At 60.4% G+C, this 24,562-nt stretch carries 21 protein-coding genes; 9 read left to right on the forward strand and 12 right to left on the reverse strand.

What is annotated here, in order from left to right:
* Window positions 1–74: 74 nt before the first annotated feature.
* A complete protein-coding gene (locus A8O26_RS16655; protein ID WP_064118962.1) occupies window positions 75–3,218 on the reverse strand; it encodes a transglycosylase domain-containing protein in 3,144 nt (1,047 codons plus the stop codon).
* Window positions 3,219–3,879: 661 nt separating this feature from the next.
* On the opposite strand from A8O26_RS16655, the gene A8O26_RS16660 reads away from it, so the two are divergent.
* Together A8O26_RS16660 and A8O26_RS16665 are read left to right on the forward strand one after the other, a co-directional pair.
* Complete coding sequence (locus A8O26_RS16660) at window positions 3,880–5,301, forward strand: amino acid permease (RefSeq protein WP_064118963.1); 1,422 nt, start codon at window positions 3,880–3,882, stop codon at window positions 5,299–5,301.
* Window positions 5,302–5,525: 224 nt separating this feature from the next.
* On the forward strand, window positions 5,526–5,888 hold the full coding sequence (locus tag A8O26_RS16665; RefSeq protein ID WP_064118964.1) for a GtrA family protein: 363 nt from the start codon (window positions 5,526–5,528) through the stop codon (window positions 5,886–5,888).
* 39 nt (window positions 5,889–5,927) lie between these two features.
* Here A8O26_RS16665 and A8O26_RS16670 read toward each other — a convergent pair whose 3' ends face one another.
* Together A8O26_RS16670 and A8O26_RS16675 are read right to left on the reverse strand one after the other, a co-directional pair.
* Window positions 5,928–7,547: an FMN-binding glutamate synthase family protein gene (locus tag A8O26_RS16670; protein ID WP_064118965.1), complete on the reverse strand. Its 1,620-nt coding sequence runs from the start codon at window positions 7,545–7,547 to the stop codon at window positions 5,928–5,930.
* Window positions 7,548–7,706: 159 nt separating this feature from the next.
* Window positions 7,707–8,507, reverse strand: coding sequence for a helix-turn-helix transcriptional regulator (locus A8O26_RS16675; RefSeq protein ID WP_064118966.1), 801 nt, complete (start codon window positions 8,505–8,507; stop codon window positions 7,707–7,709).
* 125 nt (window positions 8,508–8,632) lie between these two features.
* Here A8O26_RS16675 and A8O26_RS16680 point away from each other — a divergent pair, with 125 nt between their 5' ends.
* The 5 genes from A8O26_RS16680 (at window position 8,633) to A8O26_RS16700 (ending at window position 12,739) form a co-directional block, all read left to right on the forward strand.
* Window positions 8,633–9,454, forward strand: a complete 822-nt coding sequence (locus A8O26_RS16680; protein ID WP_064118967.1) for a carbon-nitrogen hydrolase family protein — start codon at window positions 8,633–8,635, stop codon at window positions 9,452–9,454.
* Window positions 9,455–9,738: 284 nt separating this feature from the next.
* Window positions 9,739–11,064: an APC family permease gene (locus tag A8O26_RS16685; RefSeq protein WP_064118968.1), complete on the forward strand. Its 1,326-nt coding sequence runs from the start codon at window positions 9,739–9,741 to the stop codon at window positions 11,062–11,064.
* A gap of 78 nt (window positions 11,065–11,142) precedes the next feature.
* The gene (locus A8O26_RS16690) at window positions 11,143–11,577 is read left to right on the forward strand and encodes an NUDIX hydrolase (RefSeq protein ID WP_064118969.1); all 435 of its coding nucleotides are present in this window, start codon (window positions 11,143–11,145) and stop codon (window positions 11,575–11,577) included.
* A gap of 23 nt (window positions 11,578–11,600) precedes the next feature.
* On the forward strand, window positions 11,601–12,239 hold the full coding sequence (locus A8O26_RS16695) for a LysE family translocator (RefSeq protein WP_064118970.1): 639 nt from the start codon (window positions 11,601–11,603) through the stop codon (window positions 12,237–12,239).
* A 2-nt stretch (window positions 12,240–12,241) separates the two neighbouring features.
* A complete protein-coding gene (locus tag A8O26_RS16700) occupies window positions 12,242–12,739 on the forward strand; it encodes a GNAT family N-acetyltransferase (protein ID WP_064118971.1) in 498 nt (165 codons plus the stop codon).
* Between the two features lie 27 nt (window positions 12,740–12,766).
* Here the strand turns inward: A8O26_RS16700 and metR are convergent, their stop codons facing one another.
* Window positions 12,767–13,684, reverse strand: coding sequence for a transcriptional regulator MetR (metR, locus tag A8O26_RS16705; protein WP_064118972.1), 918 nt, complete (start codon window positions 13,682–13,684; stop codon window positions 12,767–12,769).
* A 204-nt stretch (window positions 13,685–13,888) separates the two neighbouring features.
* Between metR and A8O26_RS16710 the strand changes: the two genes are divergently transcribed.
* A complete protein-coding gene (locus A8O26_RS16710) occupies window positions 13,889–14,923 on the forward strand; it encodes an alpha/beta fold hydrolase (RefSeq protein WP_064118973.1) in 1,035 nt (344 codons plus the stop codon).
* Between the two features lie 178 nt (window positions 14,924–15,101).
* Window positions 15,102–15,767, forward strand: coding sequence for a DsbA family oxidoreductase (locus tag A8O26_RS16715; RefSeq protein WP_064118974.1), 666 nt, complete (start codon window positions 15,102–15,104; stop codon window positions 15,765–15,767).
* Between the two features lie 214 nt (window positions 15,768–15,981).
* On the opposite strand, the gene A8O26_RS16720 is transcribed toward A8O26_RS16715, so the two are convergent.
* The 8 genes from A8O26_RS16720 to mtr all read right to left on the reverse strand — a co-directional run bounded on the left by A8O26_RS16720 (window position 15,982) and on the right by mtr (window position 24,502).
* Window positions 15,982–16,311, reverse strand: a complete 330-nt coding sequence (locus tag A8O26_RS16720; RefSeq protein WP_172828174.1) for a GlpM family protein — start codon at window positions 16,309–16,311, stop codon at window positions 15,982–15,984.
* A gap of 8 nt (window positions 16,312–16,319) precedes the next feature.
* Window positions 16,320–17,597 carry a sigma-54-dependent transcriptional regulator gene (locus A8O26_RS16725; protein ID WP_253756912.1) on the reverse strand — a complete coding sequence of 426 codons (1,278 nt, stop codon included), beginning with the start codon at window positions 17,595–17,597 and terminating at the stop codon, window positions 16,320–16,322.
* Window positions 17,598–17,641: 44 nt separating this feature from the next.
* Complete coding sequence (locus tag A8O26_RS16730) at window positions 17,642–19,543, reverse strand: sensor histidine kinase (protein WP_064118977.1); 1,902 nt, start codon at window positions 19,541–19,543, stop codon at window positions 17,642–17,644.
* 170 nt (window positions 19,544–19,713) lie between these two features.
* The gene (locus A8O26_RS16735; protein ID WP_007963947.1) at window positions 19,714–20,448 is read right to left on the reverse strand and encodes an amino acid ABC transporter ATP-binding protein; all 735 of its coding nucleotides are present in this window, start codon (window positions 20,446–20,448) and stop codon (window positions 19,714–19,716) included.
* Window positions 20,445–21,116: an amino acid ABC transporter permease gene (locus A8O26_RS16740; RefSeq protein ID WP_003227756.1), complete on the reverse strand. Its 672-nt coding sequence runs from the start codon at window positions 21,114–21,116 to the stop codon at window positions 20,445–20,447. The genes A8O26_RS16735 and A8O26_RS16740 overlap by 4 nt, the downstream gene beginning before the upstream one ends.
* The gene (locus A8O26_RS16745) at window positions 21,116–21,862 is read right to left on the reverse strand and encodes an amino acid ABC transporter permease (protein WP_057012160.1); all 747 of its coding nucleotides are present in this window, start codon (window positions 21,860–21,862) and stop codon (window positions 21,116–21,118) included. The genes A8O26_RS16740 and A8O26_RS16745 overlap by 1 nt, the downstream gene beginning before the upstream one ends.
* A gap of 192 nt (window positions 21,863–22,054) precedes the next feature.
* The gene (locus A8O26_RS16750; RefSeq protein ID WP_064118978.1) at window positions 22,055–22,981 is read right to left on the reverse strand and encodes a glutamate/aspartate ABC transporter substrate-binding protein; all 927 of its coding nucleotides are present in this window, start codon (window positions 22,979–22,981) and stop codon (window positions 22,055–22,057) included.
* A 261-nt stretch (window positions 22,982–23,242) separates the two neighbouring features.
* Window positions 23,243–24,502, reverse strand: a complete 1,260-nt coding sequence (gene mtr, locus A8O26_RS16755) for a tryptophan permease (RefSeq protein ID WP_064118979.1) — start codon at window positions 24,500–24,502, stop codon at window positions 23,243–23,245.
* Window positions 24,503–24,562: the final 60 nt, after the last annotated feature.

Consider the following 24,562-nt stretch of genomic DNA (forward strand, 5'->3'; position numbering starts at 1 on the left):
TTCGAATCTGAAAAATAGCTATCTACCACCCGCGACGGGCAAAACCGCGAGCGGCTTGCGCGCCGCAGGTGGGCTCAGAACGACGGTTTGGCGGCCTGAGCGACTACCGCCACCTGCGCTGTTTGTGGGGGCGTGCATTGCGAGTCGCTGCCCGGTTGCAAGTAGGGCGTGAGGATCGGTGCCATGCCCTTGAGCACCTGCACTGGCAGGGCCGAAGTGAATTTGAAGTTCTCCGCCGAGCGCCCCGGAACGAACGCGGTGAGGGTGCCGAAATGGTGATCACCGATGTAGAAAACGAAGGTCGCGGTGCGGTTGATCGACTTCGAACTGAGGATCCTGCCACCCGAACCGATGGCCTCGATGCGGTTGTCACCCGTACCCGTTTTGCCACCCATGGCCAGTGGGCTGCCATCAGCCAGTTTGAAACTGCCGGAAACACGTTTTGCCGTGCCCGCATCGACCACTTGCGAGAGCGCTTCACGCATGGCCGTGGCAACCTCCGAGGGCATCACGCGCTTGCCCACGTGCGGGTCATTGACCAGTTGCGTTTCGTAGGGCGTGCCGGCGGCGAAGTGCAGGCTGTCGATGCGCAACGTCGGCATGCGCACGCCGTCGTTGAGGATGGTGCCGATCAACTCGGCGAGTGCCGCCGGGCGGTCGCCGGAACTGCCGATGGCGGTCGCCAGCGACGGCACCAGATGGTCGAACGGGTAACCGACTTTCTGCCAGCGCTGGTGGATATCGAGGAAGGCTTCGATCTCGAGCATGGTGCGGATGCGGCTGTCGCGAGCGCCCTTGTGTTTGCTCTTGAACAGCCAGCTGTAGACTTCCTGACGCTCGAAATGGCTGGCCTTGACGATCTCGCTGAACGTCGCGTCCGGGTGATGCAGCAGGTAACCCATCATCCACAGATCCAGCGGGTGAACCTTGGCGATGAAGCCCTGATCGGGCAGGTCATAACTGCCCGGACCGTAGGCGTCGTAGAGGCGGATCAGGCGATCGTCAGTGAGTTTTTCGGTGAGCTTGGCGCCCTTGAGGTGGGAGCGCACGAAGCTGTTGAAATCTTCCTGACTGGCATCGGGCAGCAGGTAGCGATGCACTGCGGCCATGCGGATCGGCGTTGGGCGCATGCTGTCGAGGAAGGTCTCGAGCCGTGCCTGAGTGTCTTTGTTTTTGTACTTTTTCCAGAACTTGAGCTGGAACGACGTGCCTTCGCGGTCGGCGAAGTTGGCCAGGTATTCCTGCCGCCGCGGGTCGCGATCATCCTTGAGTAATTCGGCGCTGTTGTTGGGGCCGGAGTAGGTGGTGTAGCGCACCAGATCGCGCATCAAACGAATGAACGGCAGGTTGATCGACTCACGCAGGGCGTCACGCAAGGTCGGTATGCGGCCGTTGTCTTCATTGCGAAAGTTATGGAACACATGCAAACCGCCGCCGGTGAAAAACGCCTCGCCGGGGCTTGCCGAGTATTTACGGTCGAGCGCGGCACCGAGCATTTTCGACAGATCGTGATCCTTGTTCTGGATCAGGTAGTCGATGACCCACTGGCTCAGACGGTCCTGATCCGGCACCTCGACTTTCTTCAGTTCCGGCACGCTCATGGCGCCGTACTTGTCGTGCAGTTCGGCAATGATCTGCAAGTAGGTGGTCAGCACGCGCATCTTCGCCGTCGAGCCGAGTTCCAGTTTGCTGCCTTCGTTGATGTCGAACGGCTGATCGGTGCTGTCGGTCTGAACGCGCACGCGCGAACCGTCGGGGGTCAGTTCGAACAGGGTGAAGCTGTAGCGCACTTGCGTGGTGCTGGTCGGCGTCAGCAAGCGTTCACCGAGCAGGCCGACTTCGGCAGCGTAGGCCGGGTCGGCGAGTTTTTTCAGGTAGGCGGTGGCCTGTGTTTGCAGGTCGCCTTGCAGGGTGCTGGTGGCGGACAGGTCGAGGCGGTCGAGGTCGTACAGCGGCCGGTTGAGCATGCTCGCCAGACGGCTGCGCGCGACGCTGATGCCTTTGTTGGTTTCAATCGGCTGAATGGTTGGCTGGGTCTGCCAGTCGCGGTAACTGACCTTGCTGGCGAGGGCGGCGTCGGCCAGTGCACTGTCGATCACGCCGTTCTGCTTGAGCAGGCGCAGGTGACTGTCGGTGAGGTCGGCGAGCTCTTCGCGGCCCTTGGTCAGGTAATGCGAAGGGCGGCGTTGGGCGATCATCAGCGAGAGCATCTCGCGCAGGGCCAGGCCTTTGTCGGCCATGGTTTTCGGGTCGGTCGCCGGGCTGTTCAATTGTTCGTTGGCTTTATTGAAGTCGCTGCCGTACCAGACCCGCAACCCTTCGGCCATGCCATGCACTTCACCATGCCCGGGCACCGCCGAGAGCGGCACGCTGTTGAGGTAATCGCGCACGATGTTCTGCCGGGCACCGAGGGTCTGCGCACCGGGTTGGTAGGCGCGCACGCTGGCGGAAATCATCTGGCGGATCTTCTCCGCGCCCGACACCGTCAAGCCGTCGGGGGAGTGGCGGTACTTCTCCAGTTGCGTGGCCAGGGTGCTGCCGCCCGCTGATTGCCCGGGCAGGTGGAGCAACTTCGCCACCTGCGACCACGCCGCCATGCCGAAGCGCGGCCAGTCCACCGCGGGGTTGGCGAGTGGCTGTTTGGGGTCGAGCAGGAAGCGGTTCTCAACGAACAGCAAGCTGCTGACCACCACTGGCGGAATGCTTTCGAAGCTTGAGTACAGCTGTTGCGGATAGTTGTATTTGTACAGCGGCGCGGCCCGGCAATCGGTGATCGACAGCCCGGCCTGAATCTTCTCCGAGTAGGGCACGAACAGGCCTTTGTCGGTGTAGCTGAGCAGTGCAGGGGAAAAGCGCGTCTGCTCGGTGACCACGTAATTGCGCTTGAGCAGGCGCGGCAGGAATTCATCGAGGGAGCTGTAGCCCAGACGCAAATCGAACGGGCCATTGCCGGGGTATCGAATCGCTTCGCTGGGGCCCGGTTCCAGTTTGTAGGTCAGCGAGGCGGCGTATTGGCTGAGCTCGCGCGACTGAAAGCGCGAGGTGCGCATTTCCTTGGACGCAGCCAATCCCACCACAATCGCGATAATCACCAGCAACAACCAGAAAGCCTTCCAGCCATGCCGGCGACGGCGTGGTTTTTCAGGGACAGGCGCTTCATCCACACGTTCAGTCGGAACCACGGCTTTACTCGAATCGGTTTGCCACAAAGCGCCCATAGTCGATTGATCCATTCACGCAGATTGATCGGACTTGTCTGAAGCTTAGACGGTGGTTGGCACTGGTGAAAAAATTGTGAAGGGTGGGCGAGGGGTGGTTGCTGAATAAATCTGAAAAGGTCAGCGGCGGGGTGAAATGCGTCTGCAGCCAACTCTGTGGCGAGGGAGATTGCTCCCGCTGGACTGCGCAGCAGGCCCAAACCCTGCGATTGCGGTTTGCCTGAAACACCGCAGGCTCAGGGTTTACGACTGCTGCGTAGCCGAGCGGGAGCAAGCTCCCTTGCCACGGGGGCCATACTCGCCAAAACCTGCTGACTAGAGCGCTCAGCAGGGCAATGCTGGCAAAGCAGGGGCATGACGGTGCACCAATGCTGTGCAATACTCGGCGCCTTTTTCGGTGGTGAATATTCCTACGTGAAGCAGGGAATGCCTCTCCGCAAACCGGGCTTTTGCCGAGAGTTGTCGCTGAATGTTGTGGTTTATAGAGTGAAAAGCCCTGCCCAAGGCTTTTTATACTGCACGCCCCGCTGATCTTGCAGGTTTTGTCCTACAAGACGCATTTGCCCACGAGGCCAATGCGGTTTCACAGCAGCCAAGGCTTACCGGCCGACGCTGCGACACTCGGTGGTCATATCCAATAACAAGACGAGGTTGCACCCCTATGCCAGTTGGCAATCACCTGCCTCACGGCGAAACCGCTCAGGGCGGTCCGCTCAAACGCGAACTCGGCGAACGGCATATTCGCCTGATGGCGCTCGGTGCCTGTATCGGCGTCGGTCTGTTTTTAGGTTCGGCCAAGGCCATTGAAATGGCCGGCCCGGCAATCATGCTGTCGTACATTCTGGGCGGTCTGGCGATCCTGGTGATCATGCGCGCCCTCGGCGAGATGGCCGTGCACAACCCGGTGGCCGGCTCGTTCAGCCGCTATGCGCAAGACTACCTCGGGCCGTTGGCCGGGTTTCTCACCGGCTGGAACTACTGGTTCCTGTGGCTGGTGACGTGCGTCGCGGAAATCACCGCCGTCGCCGTGTACATGGGCATCTGGTTCCCCGATGTACCGCGCTGGATCTGGGCCCTCGCGGCGCTGATCAGCATGGGTTCGATCAACCTGATCGCGGTGAAAGCCTTCGGTGAATTCGAATTCTGGTTCGCCTTGATCAAGATCGTCACGATCATCGCCATGGTCATCGGCGGCGTCGGCATTATCGCCTTCGGTTTCGGCAATGACGGCGTGGCGCTGGGCATTTCCAATCTGTGGGCGCATGGCGGCTTCATGCCGAACGGCGTGACCGGTGTGCTGATGTCGCTGCAAATGGTCATGTTCGCCTACCTCGGTGTCGAGATGATCGGCCTGACCGCTGGTGAAGCGCGTAACCCGCAGAAGACCATCCCGAACGCGATCGGCTCGGTATTCTGGCGGATTCTGTTGTTCTACGTCGGCGCACTCTTCGTGATTCTGTCGATCTACCCGTGGAACGAGATCGGCACGCAGGGCAGCCCGTTCGTCATGACCTTCGAACGTCTGGGCATCAAAACTGCCGCCGGCATCATCAACTTCGTGGTGATCACCGCGGCGCTGTCGTCGTGCAACGGCGGCATCTTCAGCACCGGGCGCATGCTCTACAGCCTGGCGCAGAACGGCCAGGCGCCGGCGGGTTTTGCCAAGACGTCCAATAACGGTGTGCCACGTCGTGCGCTGTTGCTGTCGATTGGGGTGTTGCTCTTGGGCGTAATGCTCAACTATCTGGTACCGGAAAAAGTCTTTGTCTGGGTGACCTCGATTGCCACCTTCGGCGCGATCTGGACCTGGGTGATGATCCTGCTGGCGCAGCTGAAATTCCGCAAAGGCCTGAGCGCCAGCGAGCGTGCCGGCCTCAAGTACAAGATGTGGCTGTACCCGGTCAGCTCGTACTTCGCGCTGGCATTTCTGGTGCTGGTGGTCGGCCTGATGGCGTACTTCCCCGACACCCGCGTGGCACTGTATATAGGGCCGGCGTTCCTGGTGCTGCTGACCGTGTTGTTCTACGTGTTCAAGCTGCAACCGACCAACGCAGCGCAAGGCGCAGCGCGTTCGACTTCGTAAGTTTCAGCACCTGCACCAACAAAGCCCCGGTCGAAAGATCGGGGCTTTTTACTGCCCGCGCCACAGATCGTCTCGCAAGGCTGAGCACCTGCCTTTGCCGTAAGGGCAGGGCGATGACCGCTCGTCGGAAGTAGCCCTGCACCTGTAATTTCTGACAGTAGACCGAACACCGTCCATGCCCTAGGTTGAAACCTCGCCAAACGAGGCAAGGGTAAGGCACCGGCATGAAGGGATTCTCGGCATTGACGGTCATCGGAATCGCCGACGGATTGATCCACTGGCAGATCTTTTTCGTCCTGTGCACGGCCGCCGGACTGACCCAGGCCGCCAGCAACTTCGCGGCGTTTTGCGTCGCGGCCGCGTTCTCGTTTTACGTGAACATGCTCTACACCTTCGACAGCCGAACGTCGGTGCTCGGCTATCTGCTGTTTATCGTGGTGATGGGCGCGCTCAGTTTTGCCATCGGTGCGTTCGCCGATGCGCGGGGTCTGCCGGGGTTGCTGACGGTGGGGGTGTTTACCCTGGTCAATCTGTTGTTGGGGTACTGCTTTTTTCGTTTTTTTCTGCTGCATGAGCGTGAAAGCTGAAGCGTCGATCTGATGCAAAGACTGACGCTTCATGCAGGTTCAGGCCGCCGCCACTTCCTGCGGCTCAAAACTGTCCGCCCGCGCCATCTGCCACATCCGCGAATAGAACTCGCCATTCACTTCCCCGGTGAGCAACTCTCCCGGTTTCAGGAACACATGCAACTGCGAGAACAATTTGATCTCGGTCGCCGACATGCGGCGCACCAGATGCTTGGCCGACAGTTGTGACGGATGCTCAAGCCCGGCCGCGGCGAGCATTTCCGCCAGCGCCTTCAACGTATTGCGGTGGAAGTTGAACACGCGCTGCGCCTTGTCCGGTACCACCAGGGCGCGTTGGCGCAGGGCGTCCTGCGTGGCCACGCCGGTCGGGCATTTGTTGGTGTGGCAAGACTGCGACTGGATGCAGCCGATGGCGAACATGAAGCCGCGTGCGGAGTTGGCCCAGTCGGCGCCGATGGCCAGCACGCTGGCGATGTCGAAGGCGCTGACGATCTTGCCGCTGGCGCCGAGTTTGATCTTGTCGCGCAGGTTCAGACCGACCAACGTGTTGTGAACGAACAGCAGACCTTCGCGCATCGGCACGCCGATGTGATCGGTGAATTCCACCGGTGCAGCGCCGGTGCCACCTTCCTTGCCGTCTACGACGATGAAGTCCGGAAGAATGCCGGTTTCCAGCATGGCTTTGGCGATGCCCATGAACTCCCACGGATGGCCGAGGCAGAACTTGAAGCCCACCGGTTTGCCGCCGGACAGTTCGCGCAGTTGCTGGATGAACTGCATCATCTCGATGGGTGTGGAAAACGCGCTGTGGCGTGACGGCGACACGCAGTCTTCGCCCATCATGATTCCACGGGTTTCGGCAATTTCCTTGGTGACTTTGTGTTTGGGCAGGATGCCGCCGTGGCCGGGTTTGGCGCCCTGGCTCATCTTGATTTCGATCATCCGCACTTGCGGATTTTGCGCTTGAGTGGCGAAGCGTTCCGGGTCGAAACGGCCGTCGCTGGTGCGGCAGCCGAAGTAGCCACTGCCCAGTTCCCAGGTCAGGTCGCCGCCGTGTTCGCGATGGTACGGGCTGATGCTGCCTTCACCGGTGTCGTGGGCGAAGTTGCCGAGTTTGGCGCCCTGGTTCAACGCGCGAATCGCGTTGGCGCTGAGCGAGCCGAAGCTCATTGCCGAGATGTTGAACACCGACGCCGAGTACGGCTGCGAACACTGCGGGCCGCCGACGGTGACACGGAAACTGCTCGGGTCGCTCAGCGGTGCCGGACGCATCGAATGGCCGATGAATTCGAAACCCGATTGGTAGACATCGATCAGCGTGCCGAACGGTTTGTCGGCGGTTTCGTTTTTCGCTCGCGAATAGACCAGCGAACGTTGCGCGCGGGAGAAGGGCAGGGCGTCGCTGTCGGACTCGAGCAGGTATTGTCGGATTTCCGGGCGGATGCCTTCGACCAGATAGCGGATGTTGCCGAGGATCGGGTAGTTACGCCGCACCGCGTGCGGGCTCTGCAGCAGGTCGAACAGACCGATCAGGCTCAGCACGCCAGTGACGGCAGTGATCGGCCACAGCCAGTCATGTTCGAGGAAAGGCAGGCTGGCGAGGGTGAAAATCACGCAGACGGCAAAGAAGGCGTAGCGGCTCAGGAGTGACAGGCTCATACGGTTTCCTTGGGTTCGGACTCGGAATAATCAGCGCCGCAGTTCCTTGTGGGAGCGAGCTTGCTCGCGAATACGGTGGATCAGCCAACATGAATGTTGGATGTGATGGCCCCTTCGCGAGCAAGCTCGCTCCCACAAAAAAGTGTAAATCGCGCTGTTTCAGGCGTTTTGTGCCTGAAGAAAAATCGAAAACAGCTCGGACTGGGATTTGATCCCCAGCTTGCTGTACATGTGTTTCTTATGGACTTTCACGGTTTCTACGGAGATTTCCAGCTTACGGGCGATTTCTTTACTGGAGCAACCGCTGAGCATCAAGCGCCCGACATCCAGTTCGCGGGCTGTCAGTTGTGCACCCTTGAGTTGCTGCACCGACGCTTCCAGTTGCACGCGCCAGTCTGCCTGCGCAGGTGTGGCGGCGAGCGCTACGGTTTCGTTGATTTCATAAGGTAGCCGCTGGCGTAACAGGCCGAGCACCCACGGCTGGATCAGCGACAGCAGGGCAATTTGCTCACCACTGAAACGCTTTTCGCTGCCCAGTGACAGGCACAACGTGCGATCGCCTTCGAGCTGATAATTGAACTGGATTTCGTCGGCCACCACATTCAGACGAAAGTATCGCTGGTAATACTCGGTCAGCTCGAAGTGCTCCGGCGCCACCTCCGAGAGGCGATACAGACCGGTGCGCGATTGCTCACGGCAGGCGATGTAGAACGGGTCGAGCAGGTACAGACCGCGCAGATAATCCTGAAACAGCTGGTCGGGACTGCCGTCTTCGCCGGGGCATTCAGCAAAGACCTGCGGGTGTTGATCGGCGCTGAACAGCAGCGCCACCCAGCTATCGAACGGCACGTACTGGTCGAGCAGACGCACCAGTTGCGCCCAGAAATTCGGCTTGTCGAGCGCGTCGATCAGTTGCCCGACGGCGCGGTGCCAGGTGATGTCGTCAAACGAAAGTGTCATCGATCTACCCCTATCGGGTTACCCCGGCCGCGTGATTCCCTGGCCGGCTGCTTGCTGCGCATACTGGGCCACAGACAGCCACCGGGCAATCTTTCAGCGCCCGGCGCTCATCACAAGGAATTCCCATGAAAGTCGAACTCGCCCAACTGGCGGGCCGTGACAATGCCACGGCCTACAACCTCGAACGCGCACTGGCGGCGATTGGCGCGTGTGCAGCCGACACGCAGTTGATCGTGTTTCCGGAAACTCACCTGATGGGCTTTCCGAGCGCTGAAACCGTTGCGCAAACGGCCGAGCCGCTCGACGGTCCGACGGTCAGTGCCGTGCTCGCCGCCGCCCGTCAGCGCAATATCGCCGTGGTCATCGGCATGGGCGAGAACGACAACGGCCGCTTCTACAACACCACGCTGTTGATCACGCCGGAAGGCATCGCCCTGAAATACCGCAAGACGCATTTGTGGGCGTCGGATCGCGGTGTGTTCGAGGCCGGTGATCGTTACGCCACGTGCGAGTGGAACGGCGTGCGCGTCGGGTTGTTGATCTGCTACGACATCGAGTTCCCGGAGTCCGCCCGTGCCCTCGCGCAGTTGGGGGTGGAATTGCTCATCGTCACCAACGGCAACATGGACCCGTACGGCCCGACCCACCGCACCGCGATCATGGCCCGTGCCCAAGAGAATCAGGCGTTTGCGCTGATGGTCAACCGCGTGGAGGCGGGGGACGACGGTTTGATGTTTGCCGGTGGCAGTGCGCTGGTCGATCCGCTGGGCTCGCTGTTGTTCGAGGCCGGGCGCGAAGAAGGCACGTTCAGCGTTGAGCTGGATTTCGCTCAATTGCAGATTGCGCGCAAGGATTACCGCTATCTGGATGATCAGCGTTTGAAGTTGCCGGGGGAGGTGGTGGAGCACAGCGGTGGTGGTCGTGAATTGTTGATTCCACAGCGTTGACCGATGCCCTCACCCTAACCCTCTCCCGGGGGGAGAGGGGACTGACCGAGTTGATTGTGCGAAGTACGCCGACCTGAAATACCGAGTCGAACTGAGGATTTGAAACCCACAGAGATCGGCTCCCTTTCCCCCTCGCCCCCTTGGGGGAGAGGGCTGGGGTGAGGGGGCAAAAATTTCAAGTCGAACACAAAACTCAAGCCACACCAGAACAACAAAGCCACACCCGAAACATTCGCCGAACTCGGCTCTGCCATAAATCCAATAAAATTCGGAGTAAGTCGCCCATGGCTCATCTGCAGCGCACTCTTTCATTAGGCTCGGTGGTGCTGTTCGGCATCGCCTACATGACGCCGATCATCGTCCTCGGCACCTTCGGCATCCTCGCCCAATCCACCGCGGGCATGGTGCCCGCCGCGTATCTGGCGGCACTGGTGGCGATGTTTTTCACCGCGATGAGCTACGGCCGCATGGCCGCTGCGTTCCCCGTCGCCGGTTCCGCCTACAGCTACGTGCGCAAGGCGATCAGCCCGAAACTCGGCTTCATCGCCGGCTGGGCGGTGCTACTCGATTACCTGTTTCTGCCGATGGCGATCTGGCTGATCGGCGCGGCGTACCTGGCGTCGGCGTTCCCGTCGATCCCGCAATGGATCTGGGTGCTGGCGTTCATCGGCATCACCAGCGCGATCAACATTATTGGCCTGAAACTGGCCAACGGCATCAACGCCTTGCTGATGCTGGTGCAGTTTCTGGTGTTGATCGCTTTCGTCGCGCTGTGCGTGCACTACATCGGCGGCGATGCGAGCACGCCGTTGTGGTCGATCAAGCCGTTCTTCAACGGCGACATGCACATGCCACTGATCATGAGCGGTGGGGCGATTGCCTGCTATTCGTTCCTTGGCTTCGATGCGGTCAGCACCTTGACCGAAGAAACCCGCGATCCACGCCGCACCATCCCACGGGCAATCATGCTGATCACCTTGATCGGCGGGCTGATCTTCGTCGGCGTTTCGTACTTCGTGCAGATCGCGCACCCGTCGTTCCAGTTCGACAGTGTCGATTCGGCGGCCTATGAAATCGCCCGCAACATCGGCGGCGATCTGTTCGTGTCGATCTTTCTGATCGGTTTGATTGTCGGCCAGTTCGCCTCGGGGCTGTCGGCGCAGGCCAGCGGCTCGCGACTGCTGTTCGCCATGGGCCGCGATGGTGTGTTGCCGAAGTCGTTCTTCGGCACTTTGCACGCGCGCTTCGGCACACCGGTCAACAGCATCCTGCTGTGTGCGGTGGTGGCGTTGCTGGCGCTGAAACTCGATGTGACCACCTCGACGTCGTTCATCAACTTCGGCGCGTTCCTGGCGTTCAGCCTGGTCAACCTCTCGGTGATTTTCCATTACTGGATCGGCGGCGAGAAAAAAGGCCCGCGTGAGGCGGTGCTGTTTTTGCTCTTCCCGTTTATCGGTCTGGTCGCGGATTTGTGGCTGATGGTCAGCCTTGATCACCTGGCGGTTTACCTGGGCCTGAGCTGGCTGGCGGTGGGTGTGGTTTATCTGGCGGTGCTCACCGGTGGCTTCCGTCGCCAGCCGCCGGAAATGGATTTCCAGGAAACGGCATAGACGATTGTCTTCGTCAGTGACGCGATGCCGATGAGCGTGGGATCCTAGCGTCCTTTTAACCAAGGCCTGAATCGACCCATGACGCTCATCTCCGCCGCTTCGCCCCGCATCATTCGCATCGCCGCCGCCCTGTTGATCGGTGCCGACGGCCACACCCTGCTGGTGCGCAAGCGCGGTACCACGGCGTTCATGCAACCGGGCGGCAAGATTGAAGCGCATGAGTTGCCGGTGCACGCGCTGGCGCGGGAGCTCGAAGAGGAACTGGGCTTGCAGATCAATCCGGCGCAGGCGACGTTCCTCGGCGAGTTTTCCGCCCCCGCCGCCAATGAGCCGGGCTTTGTTGTTCAGGCGCAGATCTTCCAGCTGAGCATCGACGCCGAGGTCACGCCGGCAGCGGAAATCGAAGAGGTGATCTGGGTCGATCCCGCCACTGATCCAGCCGTCGATCTGGCGCCATTGACACGCGACCTGATCCTGCCGTTTTATCGCCAATCATTGACGGCCATCGCCTGATCATCCTCGCAAAGGACTTTGCCATGATCCCGCTTCAAGACTTGCTGATCTTCGCCGCTGCAGCCTTGTTGATGGTGCTGACACCGGGGCCGAACATGATCTACCTGATCTCGCGTTCGATCTGTCAGGGGCGCAAGGCCGGGGTTACCTCGTTGTTGGGCGTGGTCGCGGGCTTCTTTGTGCACATGTTTGCCGCAGCAGCCGGGTTGACCGCGGTGTTCCTCGCGGTGCCGATGGCCTATGAAGTGTTGAAGTGGGCCGGTGCGCTGTACCTGCTGTGGCTGGCCTGGCAAGCGGTCAAGCCCGGCGCGCGCTCGCCGTTCGAAGCGCAGCAATTGCCGCCGGATTCGTCGCGCAAACTGATCACCATGGGTTTCCTTACCAGCGCGCTGAACCCCAAAATCGCCGTGTTCTACCTCTCGGTGTTTCCGCAGTTCATCACGCCTGAGCACGGTTCCGTGTTCACTCAGAGCATCATCCTTGGCCTGACCCAGATCAGCGTCAGTTTCAGCGTCAACCTGCTGATCGCGCTGTTCGCGGCGGGCATTGCAACGTGGTTCGTGCGTAACCCGACGTGGCTGGCGCTGCAGCGTTACTTCATGGGTTTTGTCCTTGGCGGCCTCGCGTTGCGTCTGATGCTTGAGCAACGCAGGACGGCTTGACCATGTGGATCGAACGTCTGGATGCCAGCCACGCCCTGGCTTATCGCGAGCTGATGCTTGAGGCTTATGACCGGCATCCGCAGGCCTTCACTTCCAGTGTGCGTGAGCGCGCGGTGATGCCGCTAAGCTGGTGGGAAGGGCGCCTGACCAGCAAGCTCGACGTCGTTCTCGGCGCGTTCGAAGCCGGCACGTTGGCAGGCATTGTCGGCCTGGCATTCGAGCCACGCGAGAAGGCCCGACACAAAGCCACGTTATTTGGCATGTATGTGTCGGCGGACTTTCGTCAGCACGGTTTGGGCTTTGAGCTGGTGCAGGCGGCCCTCGCCGAAGCGCAAAATCATCCCGCGCTGAAACTCATCCAATTGACCGTCACCGCCGGCAATGCGGCTGCGTTCAACCTCTACCAGCGCTGCGGCTTCATCCAGTACGGCCTCGAACCGCTGGCGGTGCGAGTGGGCGAAGATTATTTCGACAAGATCCACATGTGGCGCCAACTCTGACACCCCATTTAACCCTGTGGGAGCGAGTCAACGCACCGCGCTGACACCGTCCAGGGTCGAGAACGAGGTGTCCTTGGCCGTCAGCAGGAAATCGCGCATGTACGGCGCATCCAGCATGTCGGCGCGAATCGCCGCGTACAGCGTGGCGAACAAACCTTTCTCACCGAGGCGCTTGGCCTTCACGTAACCGCGCGAGCTGTATTCATGCAGCGCCCAGTGCGGCATGCCACACACGCCGCGGCCGCTGGCGACCAATTGCATCATCATCACCGACAGCTCCGAGGTGCGCACCTGCGCCGGTTCAATGTCGGCCGGTTCGAGGAACCGCGTGAAGATGTCGAGGCGATCGCGTTCCACCGGATAGGTGATCAGCGTTTCTGTGAGCAGGTCTTCCGGCACGATGTACGGTTTGCTTGCCAATGCGTGCTGATTGGCCACCGCGAGCATCGCTTCGTAGGTAAACAGCGGCACGTAAGTGATGCCGGCGATGTCCAGTGGATCGGACGTCACCACCAGGTCCAGATCGCCACGGGCCAGCGCCGGCAGCGGTGCAAACGAGAATCCCGACGCCAGGTCCAGTTCAACTTCCGGCCACGCATCGCGGAACTGGTCGATGGTCGGCATCAGCCACTGAAAGCAACTGTGGCATTCGATGGCCATGTGCAAACGTCCGGCGGTGCCCCCGGCGAGTCGGCTGATATCCCGCTCGGCCGCGCGCAGCAGTGGCAGCGTGGCGTCGGCCAGTTGCAGCAGGCGCAAACCGGCACTGGTGAAACGCACCGGTTTGGTCTTGCGCACAAACAACTGCATGCCCAGGCGCTCTTCCAGTTCCTTGAACTGGTGGGACAGCGCCGACTGCGTCAGATGCAGACGATCAGCCGCATCGACGAGGCTGTCGGCTTCGCGCAGGGCATGCAGGGTTTTCAGATGACGGATCTCAAGCACCGGGGGCTCCATGAACAAAATTTGTCGATTAAGCGATGGCGGTGAGTTTGTCTCATGTTGGTGAGGCTGTCGACAGCGGCTGATCGCGCATGAGCAATGACCGCTCGGCACTCTTCATCAAACTGTCACGCAACTGTGGCAGCGCGCTTGTACAAACTTCATCAGACTCGCGCTCTACTGGGGTTCTGCGTTTCGGTGTTTTTCATGCACAAGGTGTTTTTATCGGTCGCGGCCATGTTGGCCGCGCTTTTGTTCGGTGGGCCGTCAATGGCGGCGGCGCGTTGCGATGTCAACGTGCCGACCGAGCACGTCGATCTGCAACAAGTCAGCCTTGCTTATCAAAGCATTGGTCGCGCTTCGGACCCGGCGTTGTTGCTGGTGATGGGGCTGGGCGGGCAGTTGATTCACTGGCCGGATGAGGTGGTGGTCGCGCTGTGTCAGCAAGGCTTTCGGGTGATTCGTTATGACAACCGCGATGTTGGTCTGTCGACCTGGCGCCAGGCCCCGCTTGAGGCCAATCTGACCTTTGAAGTGCTGCGCTACAAACTCGGCTTGCCGGTCGCGGCGCCCTACAGCCTGACCGACATGGCCGACGACGCGCTGGGCCTGATGTCGGCGCTGCACGCCGAGCAGTTTCATGTTCTCGGCGCGAGCATGGGCGGGATGATCGCCCAGCACATGGCGGCGATGGCGCCGCAGCGGGTCGAGAGCCTGACGCTGATCATGACCACCTCCGGCGCTGAAGGCCTGCCGGCGCCGAGTGCGGCGCTGGTGCAATTGTTATCCCGGCGTGGCGCGCCGAATCGGCAAGTGGCGCTGGAGCAGCAGGCCGATTTGCTGGCGGCGCTGGGCAGCCCGGCGGTGAGCGATGACCGCCAGGCGCTGTTGCATCAGGCGGCCGTCTCGTATGACCGGGCGTTCAACCCGGAGGGTGTGAAGCGCCAGATCATGGCGATCCTCGCCGAGCCGAGCCGGGTGGCCTTGCTCAATCAGTTACGCGTACCGACGCTGGTGGTGCATGGCACGGCCGATCCATTGTTGCCGGTGATGCATGGCGTGCATCTGGCGGCGCACATTCGTGGCAGTCAGTTGAAGCTGATTCCGGGGTTGGCCCATCGTTTTCAGGAGGCCTTCAAGGAACCGTTGCTGGCGGCGGTGTTGCCGTATTTGCAGGCGCATCGTGAAGACACTTCGCATTGGGCGCAGATTGAGCCGGTGGTGGGTGGGAATCTGTTGTAACCGAGGAACGTGTGGTGTTGGTCATGGCCCCTTCGCGAGCAAGCTCGCTCCCACAGGGGAATGCGATCTATATGTGGGAGCGAGCTTGCTCGCGAAGGGGGCGTTACAGTCACCACAAAACCTTGCCCAGGTGTATCGTGCAAACTTTCCCGCACGATTTCCCCTCGCGAGGTGTGTGATGAGTTCCGCTTTGAAAATCGACTTTGTCAGCGATGTCTCCTGCCCGTGGTGCGTCGTCGGTTTGTATGGCTTGTTGCAGGCGTTGGAAATCCTGCGCAATGAAGTGCAGGCCGAGATTCGCTTCCAGCCGTTCGAACTGAATCCGAAGATGGCCGCCGACGGGCAGAACATCGCCGAGCACATCCACGAAAAATACGGCTCTACCCCCGAGCAATCGCAGAAAAATCGTGAAGCCATCCGCGCCCGTGGTGCCGAACTCGGTTTCGCGTTTCGCACTGATGGCAACAGCCGCATTTACAACACGTTCGATGCGCACCGCTTGTTGTATTGGGCAGGGCTTGAAGGTGTGCAGCTGCCGTTGAAAGAGGCGCTGTTCAAGGCGTATTTCAGCGATGGCGGCAACCCGTCGGATCACCCGCAATTGCTGCTGATTGCTGAGAGCGTCGGCCTGGACCGGCAGCGCGCCGAAGCGATTCTGGCGTCAGACGAGTTCGCCGATGAGGTGCGTGAAGAAGAGCAGGTGTGGTTGCAACGCGGTGTGAGTTCGGTGCCGACTGTGGTGTTTAACGGTCAGTACGCGGTGACGGGTGGGCAGCCGGTGGAAACGTTTGTCGGGGCGATTCGGCAGATTATGGCGGAGTCCAAAGGTGGCACCGTCAGCTGAAGAGCTAAAAGCCCCTCACCCTAGCCCTCTCCCGGAGGGAGAGGGGACTGATTGGGGGATGTTTGAGTACTGCGCCGACCTGAACGTGCTGCACCGAATCCATAATCAACTGGATCTTTCAGGTCAATGTCAGACGCAAGACACCTCGGTCGGCCCCCTCTCCCTCTGGGAGAGGGCTGGACGGGCGGCGTTCCGATGAGGGTGGCTTTTGACCTTAGCTGTGCAGGCGAACCCAAACAGTCACCAAAACAGTGGCAGCCATCAACCAGGCCACCGCCGCCACGGCCAGTGACGCCTCAAGCCGCATCCGATCCACCATCACATACAACGTCGCCAGATAAACAAAATACGGAATGATCGACCACATGCCGAACACGATCGTGGTCTTCAAATCGTCAACCGAGCGTCCCTTGCCGACGATGTAATGCGCAATCAGCGCAAACGTCGGAAACAGCGGCACCAGTCCTGCGATGTAATAGTTTCTGGTTTTCGACAACGCTGCAAGGATCAACACCACCGCAGCGCCGATCGCCGCTTTCAGAATCAGATCCATCAGTGGCTCAACCCGTACTTTTTGACTTTGTCGAACAGCGTGGTCTTGGCCATGCCCAACTCAAGACTCGCCTGAGTCAGGTTGCCGCCGCTGCGTTGCAGGGCGTCGCTGAGCAGGTTGCGCTCGAACGCTTCCACCGCTTCGGCGAAGGCCAGGCCCTGGCCGCTACTTGCACCGGACTTCTTGAATGCCGGCAAACCGAGGGCGAAGCGTTCGGCGACGTTGCGCAGTTCGCGCACGTTGCCCGGCCAGTCGTGGCTCATCAGGTTCGACAGGGTCTGGTTGTCCAGCTCCGGCAGCGCGCGATCAAAGCGCAGCGCCGATTGCTGGGTGAAGTGTTCGAACAATTGCAGGATGTCTTCGCGGCGCTCGCGCAGTGGCGGCAATTCCAGCGTTACCACGTTGAGCCGGTAGTACAAGTCGCTGCGGAACTCGCCGGCCTTGCTCGATTCGTCGAGGTCGGATTTGGTCGCCGCAATCACCCGGCAATCGACCGCCACGCTCTGGTTCGAACCGAGGCGTTCGAGGGTGCGCTCCTGCAACACGCGCAGCAGTTTGATCTGCAGCGGCAGCGGCATGCTTTCCACTTCGTCGAGGAACAACGTGCCGCCGTCAGCGTGTTCAATCTTGCCGATGCGGCGTTTGCCGGCGCCGGTAAAGGCGTTGGCTTCGTGGCCGAAGATTTCACTTTCGAAAAGGTTTTCCGGCAGACCGCCGCAGTTCAGCGCGACGAACTGCTTACTGTGGCGGCGACTGAAATCGTGCAGGCAACGCGCGACCAGTTCCTTGCCGGTGCCGGTTTCGCCTTCGATCAACACGTTGGCCGAGGTGTCGGCGACGTTGGCGATCAGCTCGCGCAGGTTTTGCATCGCCGGCGAGCGCCCGATGATCCGCCCTTCAAGGGAGTCACGCTCGGCCAGTTGCCGACGCAGCGATGAGACTTCGCGGGCGAGGCTGCGTTGTTCCAGCGCACGCCGTGCGACATCGACCAGACGCTCCGGCGAGAACGGTTTTTCCATGAAGTCGTAGGCGCCTTTCTGCATCGCGCCAACGGCCATGGAAATGTCGCCGTGACCGGTGATCAGCACCACCGGCAGGCTGCGATCACGTTGTTTCAGGCGGGTCAGCAGTTCCAGACCGTCAATGCCCGGCAGGCGGATGTCGCTGATGACGATGCCGGCAAAGTTATCGCCAACCTTTTCCAGCGCCTCCTCGGCACTGCCGACGCCGACGCAGGGAATGTCTTCAAGGGTCAGCGCCTGCTGGCAGCCGAGCAGGACATGGGGGTCGTCTTCGACGATCAGCACACTAAGGTCGTGGTTCATATTGGCTCGGCAGGAGTAGGGCTTACCAACGGTAAACTGAGGACGAAGGTGGTGCCACCGCTGGCCGGGTGTTCGACACCCAGATGCCCGCCGGTGGCGGCCGCGAGGCTGGCGGAAAGCGTCAGGCCAAGGCCCAGGCCTTGCTCGCCGGGCTTGGTGGTGAAAAACGGCTCGAACAAATGCTTGCGTGCTTCGGCGTCGATGCCGTGGCCGTTGTCGCGCACGCGCAGGCGATACTTGGCGTTGAACTCTTCGCCCTCCAGCCACAGTTCGGGCTGTGGTTGCGTCTGCATGGCGTCGAGGGCGTTGCCGATGAGGTTGACCAGAATCTGTTCGAGGCGGGTCTGGTCGATCTGCACCTGGACATCAGTGAACTGGCGGTGAATGTTGACCGCCGAACTCTCCAGGCGTGCACCGAGCAATTGCAGCGCTGCCTCTACGGCTTTGCCGAGGCTGGCCTGGCCCTGGTTGTCGCCGCGCCGGGCGAACGAACGCAGGCTGGCGGTGATTCGGCCCATGCGGTCAATCAGCTCGTTGATGGTTTTCAGATTGGTGCTGGCAACATCCAGCTGACCACGTTCGAGGAAGCGCACGGTGTTGCCCGACAGCGTGCGCATCGCTGCCAACGGCTGGTTCAATTCGTGGGCGATGCTGGTCGACATCTGGCCGATGGCGGCAAGTTTACCGGCCTGGACCAGTTCATCCTGCGCGCGGCGCAAGGTCTCTTCAGCCTGACGCCGTTCGCGGATCTGGCTCTTCAGGCGTTCGTTGCTGGCGCGCAGGTCGCTGGTGCGTTCGGTAATCCGACGCTCCAGTTGATTGTTGGCTTCCTGCAAGGCTTCACGGGCGGCGAGGCGGGTGGCGATGACCTTGCGGCGCTCGTTCCAGGCGATCAGCAAAAACGCCACCAGAGCAAATGCAACCGCGACCAGAATGCCTTGGTTGATCGCTTCGCGCCGCAGATCCTGCAACGGCGTGAGCAGGGTGAAATTCCACGGCGTGTCGCTCAACGGGCGGGTCTGCGCCAGATAGCTGATGTCGTCCTCGCCGGACTGCACTTCGCTGTTGGCCGGGAAGGTGAGTTTCTCCACGCCTTCGGACAGGGTTTCGCGTGCCAGCGGTTGCAGTTCGTTGAGCGGGAACCAGTAGTACTGCAGGCTGCGGGCGAGTTTTTCCTTGGTCTCTTCGCTCAACGGAATGACCGCTTTCAGGCGCCGGGCCGGATCGCTGGACAGAATGATGATGCCGTTTTCATCACTGACGAAGGCTTCCAGGCGCGCGCGCTGCCAGCGTTCTTCCATGGCTTCGAGGCGCACTTTGACCACGGCGACGCCGATGATCTTGCCATGCTCTTCGAGACCGTGAGCGAGGTAGTAACCGGGCTCGCCGTTGGTGCTGCCGATGCCGTAGAAACGCCCGGGTTCGCCACGCACGGCTTTCTGGAAATAGGCGCGGAAGGACAGGTCTTCACCGAGGTAACTGTCGACATCGCGCCAGTTACTGGTGGCCATCACGCGGCCGGTGGTGTCCATGACGTAAATGGCCCGACTGCGGCTGCGCCGGTTCAGGCCTTCAAGGTAAGCGTTGACCGTTTGCCGGTGTTCCGGGGTCGGGTCGGCCAGCAACTGCGGCACACTCGTTTCGAGTTCCAGCAGACTGGGCAGGTAGGTGTATTTGCTGATCTCGCTTTCGACCGCGCGGGCGTGCAGTTCCAGCTGACGCTGGCCGTTCTCGCCGAGGCTGCGGATGCCGAAATGTTCACTGATCCAGAAGCCGGCAAAACCCAATCCGATCATCAGCGCGATGATCAGCGGCGGCAGGAACAAATGACGGATCAGACGGGGTTTCACGGCAAGTGATGGCGGCGCGGCGCGATAGAGATTGGGGTCGCATTTCATCACAGATGCCTTGGGTCAACCACAACACTTGCAGGCTCACCGCTGTCCCTGTGGGAGCGAGCTTGCTCGCGAAGAGGCCGGAGCAGTCAACATCGATGTTGAATGTCAGCCCGCTTTCGCGAGCAAGCTCGCTCCCGCAGGGATCAGTGTGCTGGCGCAAGTACTCGGTTTTAGTGCTGCAGGATTTTCTCGAGGAAGTGCTGCGCGCGCTCGGAGCGGGCACTGATGTCGCCGAAGAATTCCTCTTTCGGGCAGTCCTCGATGATCTTGCCGGCGTCCATGAAAATCACCCGGTCAGCCACTTTGCGCGCAAAGCCCATTTCGTGGGTTACACACATCATGGTCATGCCTTCGTGGGCCAGTTGCACCATCACGTCGAGCACTTCGTTAACCATTTCCGGGTCAAGCGCCGAGGTCGGTTCGTCGAACAGCATGACGATCGGGTCCATCGCCAGCGCCCGGGCAATCGCCACACGTTGTTGCTGACCGCCGGACAGTTGCCCCGGATGCTTGTGCGCGTGCGCCGACAAACCGACGCGCTCGAGCAGTTGCAGGCCTTTTTTGGTCGCCTCTTCCTTGCTGCGGCCCAACACCTTGATCTGCGCAATGGTCAGGTTTTCGGTGATGGTCAGGTGCGGGAACAGCTCGAAATGCTGGAACACCATGCCCACGCGCGAACGCAGTTTTGGCAGGTTGGTCTTCGAGTCGGCAATCGAGGTGCCGTCGACGACGATGTCGCCTTTCTGGAACGGCTCCAGCGCGTTGACGCATTTGATCAGGGTCGACTTGCCGGAACCCGACGGGCCGCAGACCACGATCACTTCGCCTTTTTTGACCTCGGTGCTGCAATCAGTCAGCACCTGGAAGTCCCCATACCACTTGTTGATGTTCTTGATAGAGATCATACGGCGAACCTTTTTTGCAGACGCTTGACCAGCAGCGAGGCGGAAAAGCTGATGATGAAGTAGACGACACCGGCGAAAATCAGGAACTCGTTGGAGCGGCCAATGATGTCGCCGCTGGAGCGGGCGGAGTTGAGGAAGTCCACCAGGCCCACGGTGTAAACCAGCGAGGTGTCCTGGAACAGGATGATCGACTGTTGCAGCAGCAACGGCGTCATCTTGCGGAACGCCTGGGGCAGGATGATCAGACGCATGGTCTGCCCATAGGTCATGCCCATCGCCTGCGCGGCGGCCATCTGACCTTTGGGGATCGACTGCACACCGGCCCGGACGATTTCGCAGAAGTACGCGGCTTCGAACATCATGAAAGCCACGACGCAGGAGGTGAACGCGCCAATCGGCGTGTCTTCACCGGTGATCCAGCGCAGCACGAACGGCACCGCCAGGTAGAACCAGGTGATGACCAACAGCAGCGGGATCGAACGGAAGTAGTTCACATAGGCGCCGGCCACGCGCGACAGCAGTTTGCTCGACGACAGGCGCATCAGTGCGAGGATCGTCCCCAGCACGATGCCGCCGACGACGCCCATGACCATCAACTGCAAGGTCATGACCATGCCGTTCCACAGGCCCGGAATAGCGGGGATGATGCCGCTGAAATCGAAGTCCATTATTTGCCCCCCACGGAGATCAGGCCGGGCACGGCGACTTTCTTCTCGACCATGCGCATCAGCAACATCAGGCTCATGTTCAGGGTGAAGTAGATCAGCGTGGCCAGGGTGAAGGCTTCAAACAGGTTGGCCGAGAACTCGGCGGTCTGTTTGGTTTGCGCCAGCAATTCCATCAAACCGATCAAGGACGCCACGGAGGAGTTCTTGAAGACGTTGAGGAATTCCGAGGTGAGCGGCGGAATGATGATCCGGTAGGCCTGGGGCAGCAGCACGTTCCAGTAGATCTGCGGCAGCTTGAAACCCATGGCGCGGGCGGCGGATTCCTGGCCGCGTGGCAGCGCCTGGATGCCGGTACGCACTTGCTCGCAGACACGGGCGGCGGTGAACAGGCCCAGGCACACGACAACGCTCAGGTAAGCCGAAGTGGTCGGGTTGAGGTCCTGTTTGTACCAGTCCTGCAGGTTTTGCGGCAGCAGGTCGGGTACCAGGAAGTACCAGATGAATAGCTGAACCAGCAGCGGCACGTTGCGAAACAGTTCCACGTAGCAGGTCGCGATGCCCGATACGATGCGGTTTGGCACAGTGCGCATGACCCCCAGAATGGAGCCCAGCAGCAAGGCGATAATCCATGCCACGACAGCGATGGCAATGGTCCAGCCCAGGCCGGCGATGTACCAGTCGAGATAAGTCTCGCTGCCAACGCCGGTGGACTTGAAGAACACGCCCCAGTCCCAGTTGTAATTCATTAGGGTCTCCCCTCGAGATCGATCGATGTACAAGCACCCGCTTGGGGAAGATCCTTTCCCTTCCGACGTTGAACGCCGGGCACACGCGATCGGCTCGAAAACCGCCAGGTCGAGTGTTCCACAGTACAGCCCGCAGGTAGTAACAGACGCCTGAGGGAAAGTGGCCCCTCAGGCAATAAGGTTAGTCAGTAATCAGATTTTTACGTCAGGCGCCGGTTTGTCGCTCGGGGTGGCGATCAGATCTTTTACCTTGTCGCTCATCGGGAAGTTCAGGTTCAGGCCTTTTGGTGGAATCGGGCTCTCGAACCATTTGCTGTAGATCTTGTTGATCTCGCCGGATTTGTACAAAGCAACGATGGCGTCATCGACCGCTTTCTTGAAAGCCGGGTCGTCTTTACGAACCATGCACGCGTAGGCTTCGAACGACTGCGGCGTACCGGTGATGATCCAGTCAGCCGGCTTCTTGGCCTTGGCTTCTTCGCCGGCCAGCAGGGCGTCGTCCATCATGAAGGCAACGGCGCGGCCGCTTTCCAGCATGTTGAAGGATTCGCCGTGGTCTTTGGCGGAGATGATGTTCATGCCCATCTGCTTGTCGGCGTTCATCGCTTTGATGATGCGCTCGGACGTGGTGCCGGCGGTGGTCACGACGTTTTTGCCTTTCAGGTCGGCAAAGTCAGCGTAGGACGGCTTGCCATCCTTGTCTTTCTTGACCAGCAGACGGGTGCCGATTTCGAAGATGTTGACGGTGAAGTCGACCTGCTGGGCGCGTTCGGTGTTGTTGGTGGTCGAGCCGCACTCGATATCTGCGGTGCCGTTCTGGATCAGCGGGATGCGGGTTTGCGAGGTCACCAGGTTGTATTTGACCTGCAGGTCTGGCTTGTTCAGGTCTTTTTTCAGGGCTTCAACGATAGCCACTTGAATGTCGTGGGAGTAGCCGACTGGTTTGCCGGAAGCATCCGCGATGTAGGAAAACGGAATGGAGCTGTCGCGGTGAGCGAGCGTGATGGTGCCCGAATCGTTGATTTTCTTCAGGGTGCCGGTGAGTTCGGCGGCGAAAACTGGCGTGCTGATCAGAGCGGCCGCAATGGCTGCGCCCAGGATATGGGGAACGATGCGCATCAAATTTTCCTCGAATTGTTTTTTTTATGGAGCCAGTTCGTCGGCCCTTTTGTGCTTCGAATGCCTGACGGCTCCTGAAGTGTTGGCACAGCAGGCATTCGTCGAGAGAGTGTAGAGCATGAGTCGTGCCAGACCAGTCGCAAATGATTAACTCGTTGTTTTATAACGTTATTGAACTTTTGTGGCGGTGTTTTTCTGCCGGACTGATCCGGTTATCCGAATCGACTACAAGGTCGCGTTCGGAAAACCGAACGCGACGCCTCAGCGCCACACCGGCAGGTAATCAAACACGAACAGCAGATGAGCGACCGCGCAGAGCACGCCGAAAAACAGCACCAGCACGATCATCGGCGTGCCGCCCCACACGCGATAGCGCGGGCTGCCAAAGCGCTTGCGCGAAGCCCGCGCCAGCAGGGCCGGGGTGATCACCGCCCACAATGTCGCCGCCAACCCGGCGAAACCGATGGCGTGCAGAAAGCCTTCCGGCCACAGAAAGCCACCGAGCATCGGCGGCGCGAAGGTCACGGCGGCGGTTTGCAGGCGACCGACGGGACTGTCATCGAAACCCAGCACATCGGCCAGGTAATCAAACAAACCCAGAGTCACCCCGAGAAATGAACAGGCCACGGCGAAGTTGGAGAAAAACGTCAGCAGCAGATCGACGTTGGCGCTGTTGAGCCTTGAACCCAGCGCGCTGATCAAGACATCGATGTTGCCGCCGCGCTGAGCAATGTCCTTGAACGCGTCGCGGGGAATGTTGCCCATGCTGCACAGCATCCACACCAGATACAGCGCCAGCGCGATCAGGGTGCCGCCGACCAGGCAGGCGCGAATCCGTTGCGGATCCTTGCCGTAATGCTTCATCAGGCTCGGCACGTTGCCGTGAAAACCGAACGAGGTCAGGCAGAAGGGCAGGGTCACCAGCAGGTAGGGCCAGTAATGGCTGTCGCCGTTGTTCAGATTGAGCAGCGTGGTGCTTTGCACATGGCCGAGCAAGCCGCCGAAGGTCAGGAAGAACGCGAGGATTTTTGCCCCGAACACCAGCGTGGTCATGCGGCTCACCGCCGTGGTGCTGAGCCAGACAATGAACGCCACCAGCAGGGTGAAACACAGACCGCCGGCGCGCGATGACAGCGCCAACCCAAGCGATTGCGCGGTGTGATGAATCACCGAACCGCTGGCTGAAATGTAGGCGTAGGTCAGGGTGTAGAGGACAAACACGATGCTCAAGCCATTCAAGCGGTTCCAGCCACGCCCGAGCAGATCGCCGGTGATCGTGGAGAAACTCGCGCCTTCGCGGTAGTTGAGGTTGGCTTCAAGAATCATCAGGCCTGAATGCAGCGTGCAGAACCAGGCAAACAGCAGCACGGCGACCGAGCCGTAGAACCACAGGCCGGACATGATCACCGGCAGCGAAAACATGCCGGCACCGACGATGGTGCCGCCGATGATCATGGCGCCACCGAGGATCGAGGGCGCACGTTCGACAGCGGGAACGGAGGATATTGAGGTGGAACGCATGGCAAGGCCCGCAATTTGAATTGTTATAGGTGCATCGACGCAAGGTCCCCTGTGGGAGCG

Origin of the sequence: Pseudomonas fluorescens, assembly GCF_001648775.1 — a bacterium.
Lineage (GTDB): Bacteria > Pseudomonadota > Gammaproteobacteria > Pseudomonadales > Pseudomonadaceae > Aquipseudomonas > Aquipseudomonas fluorescens_M.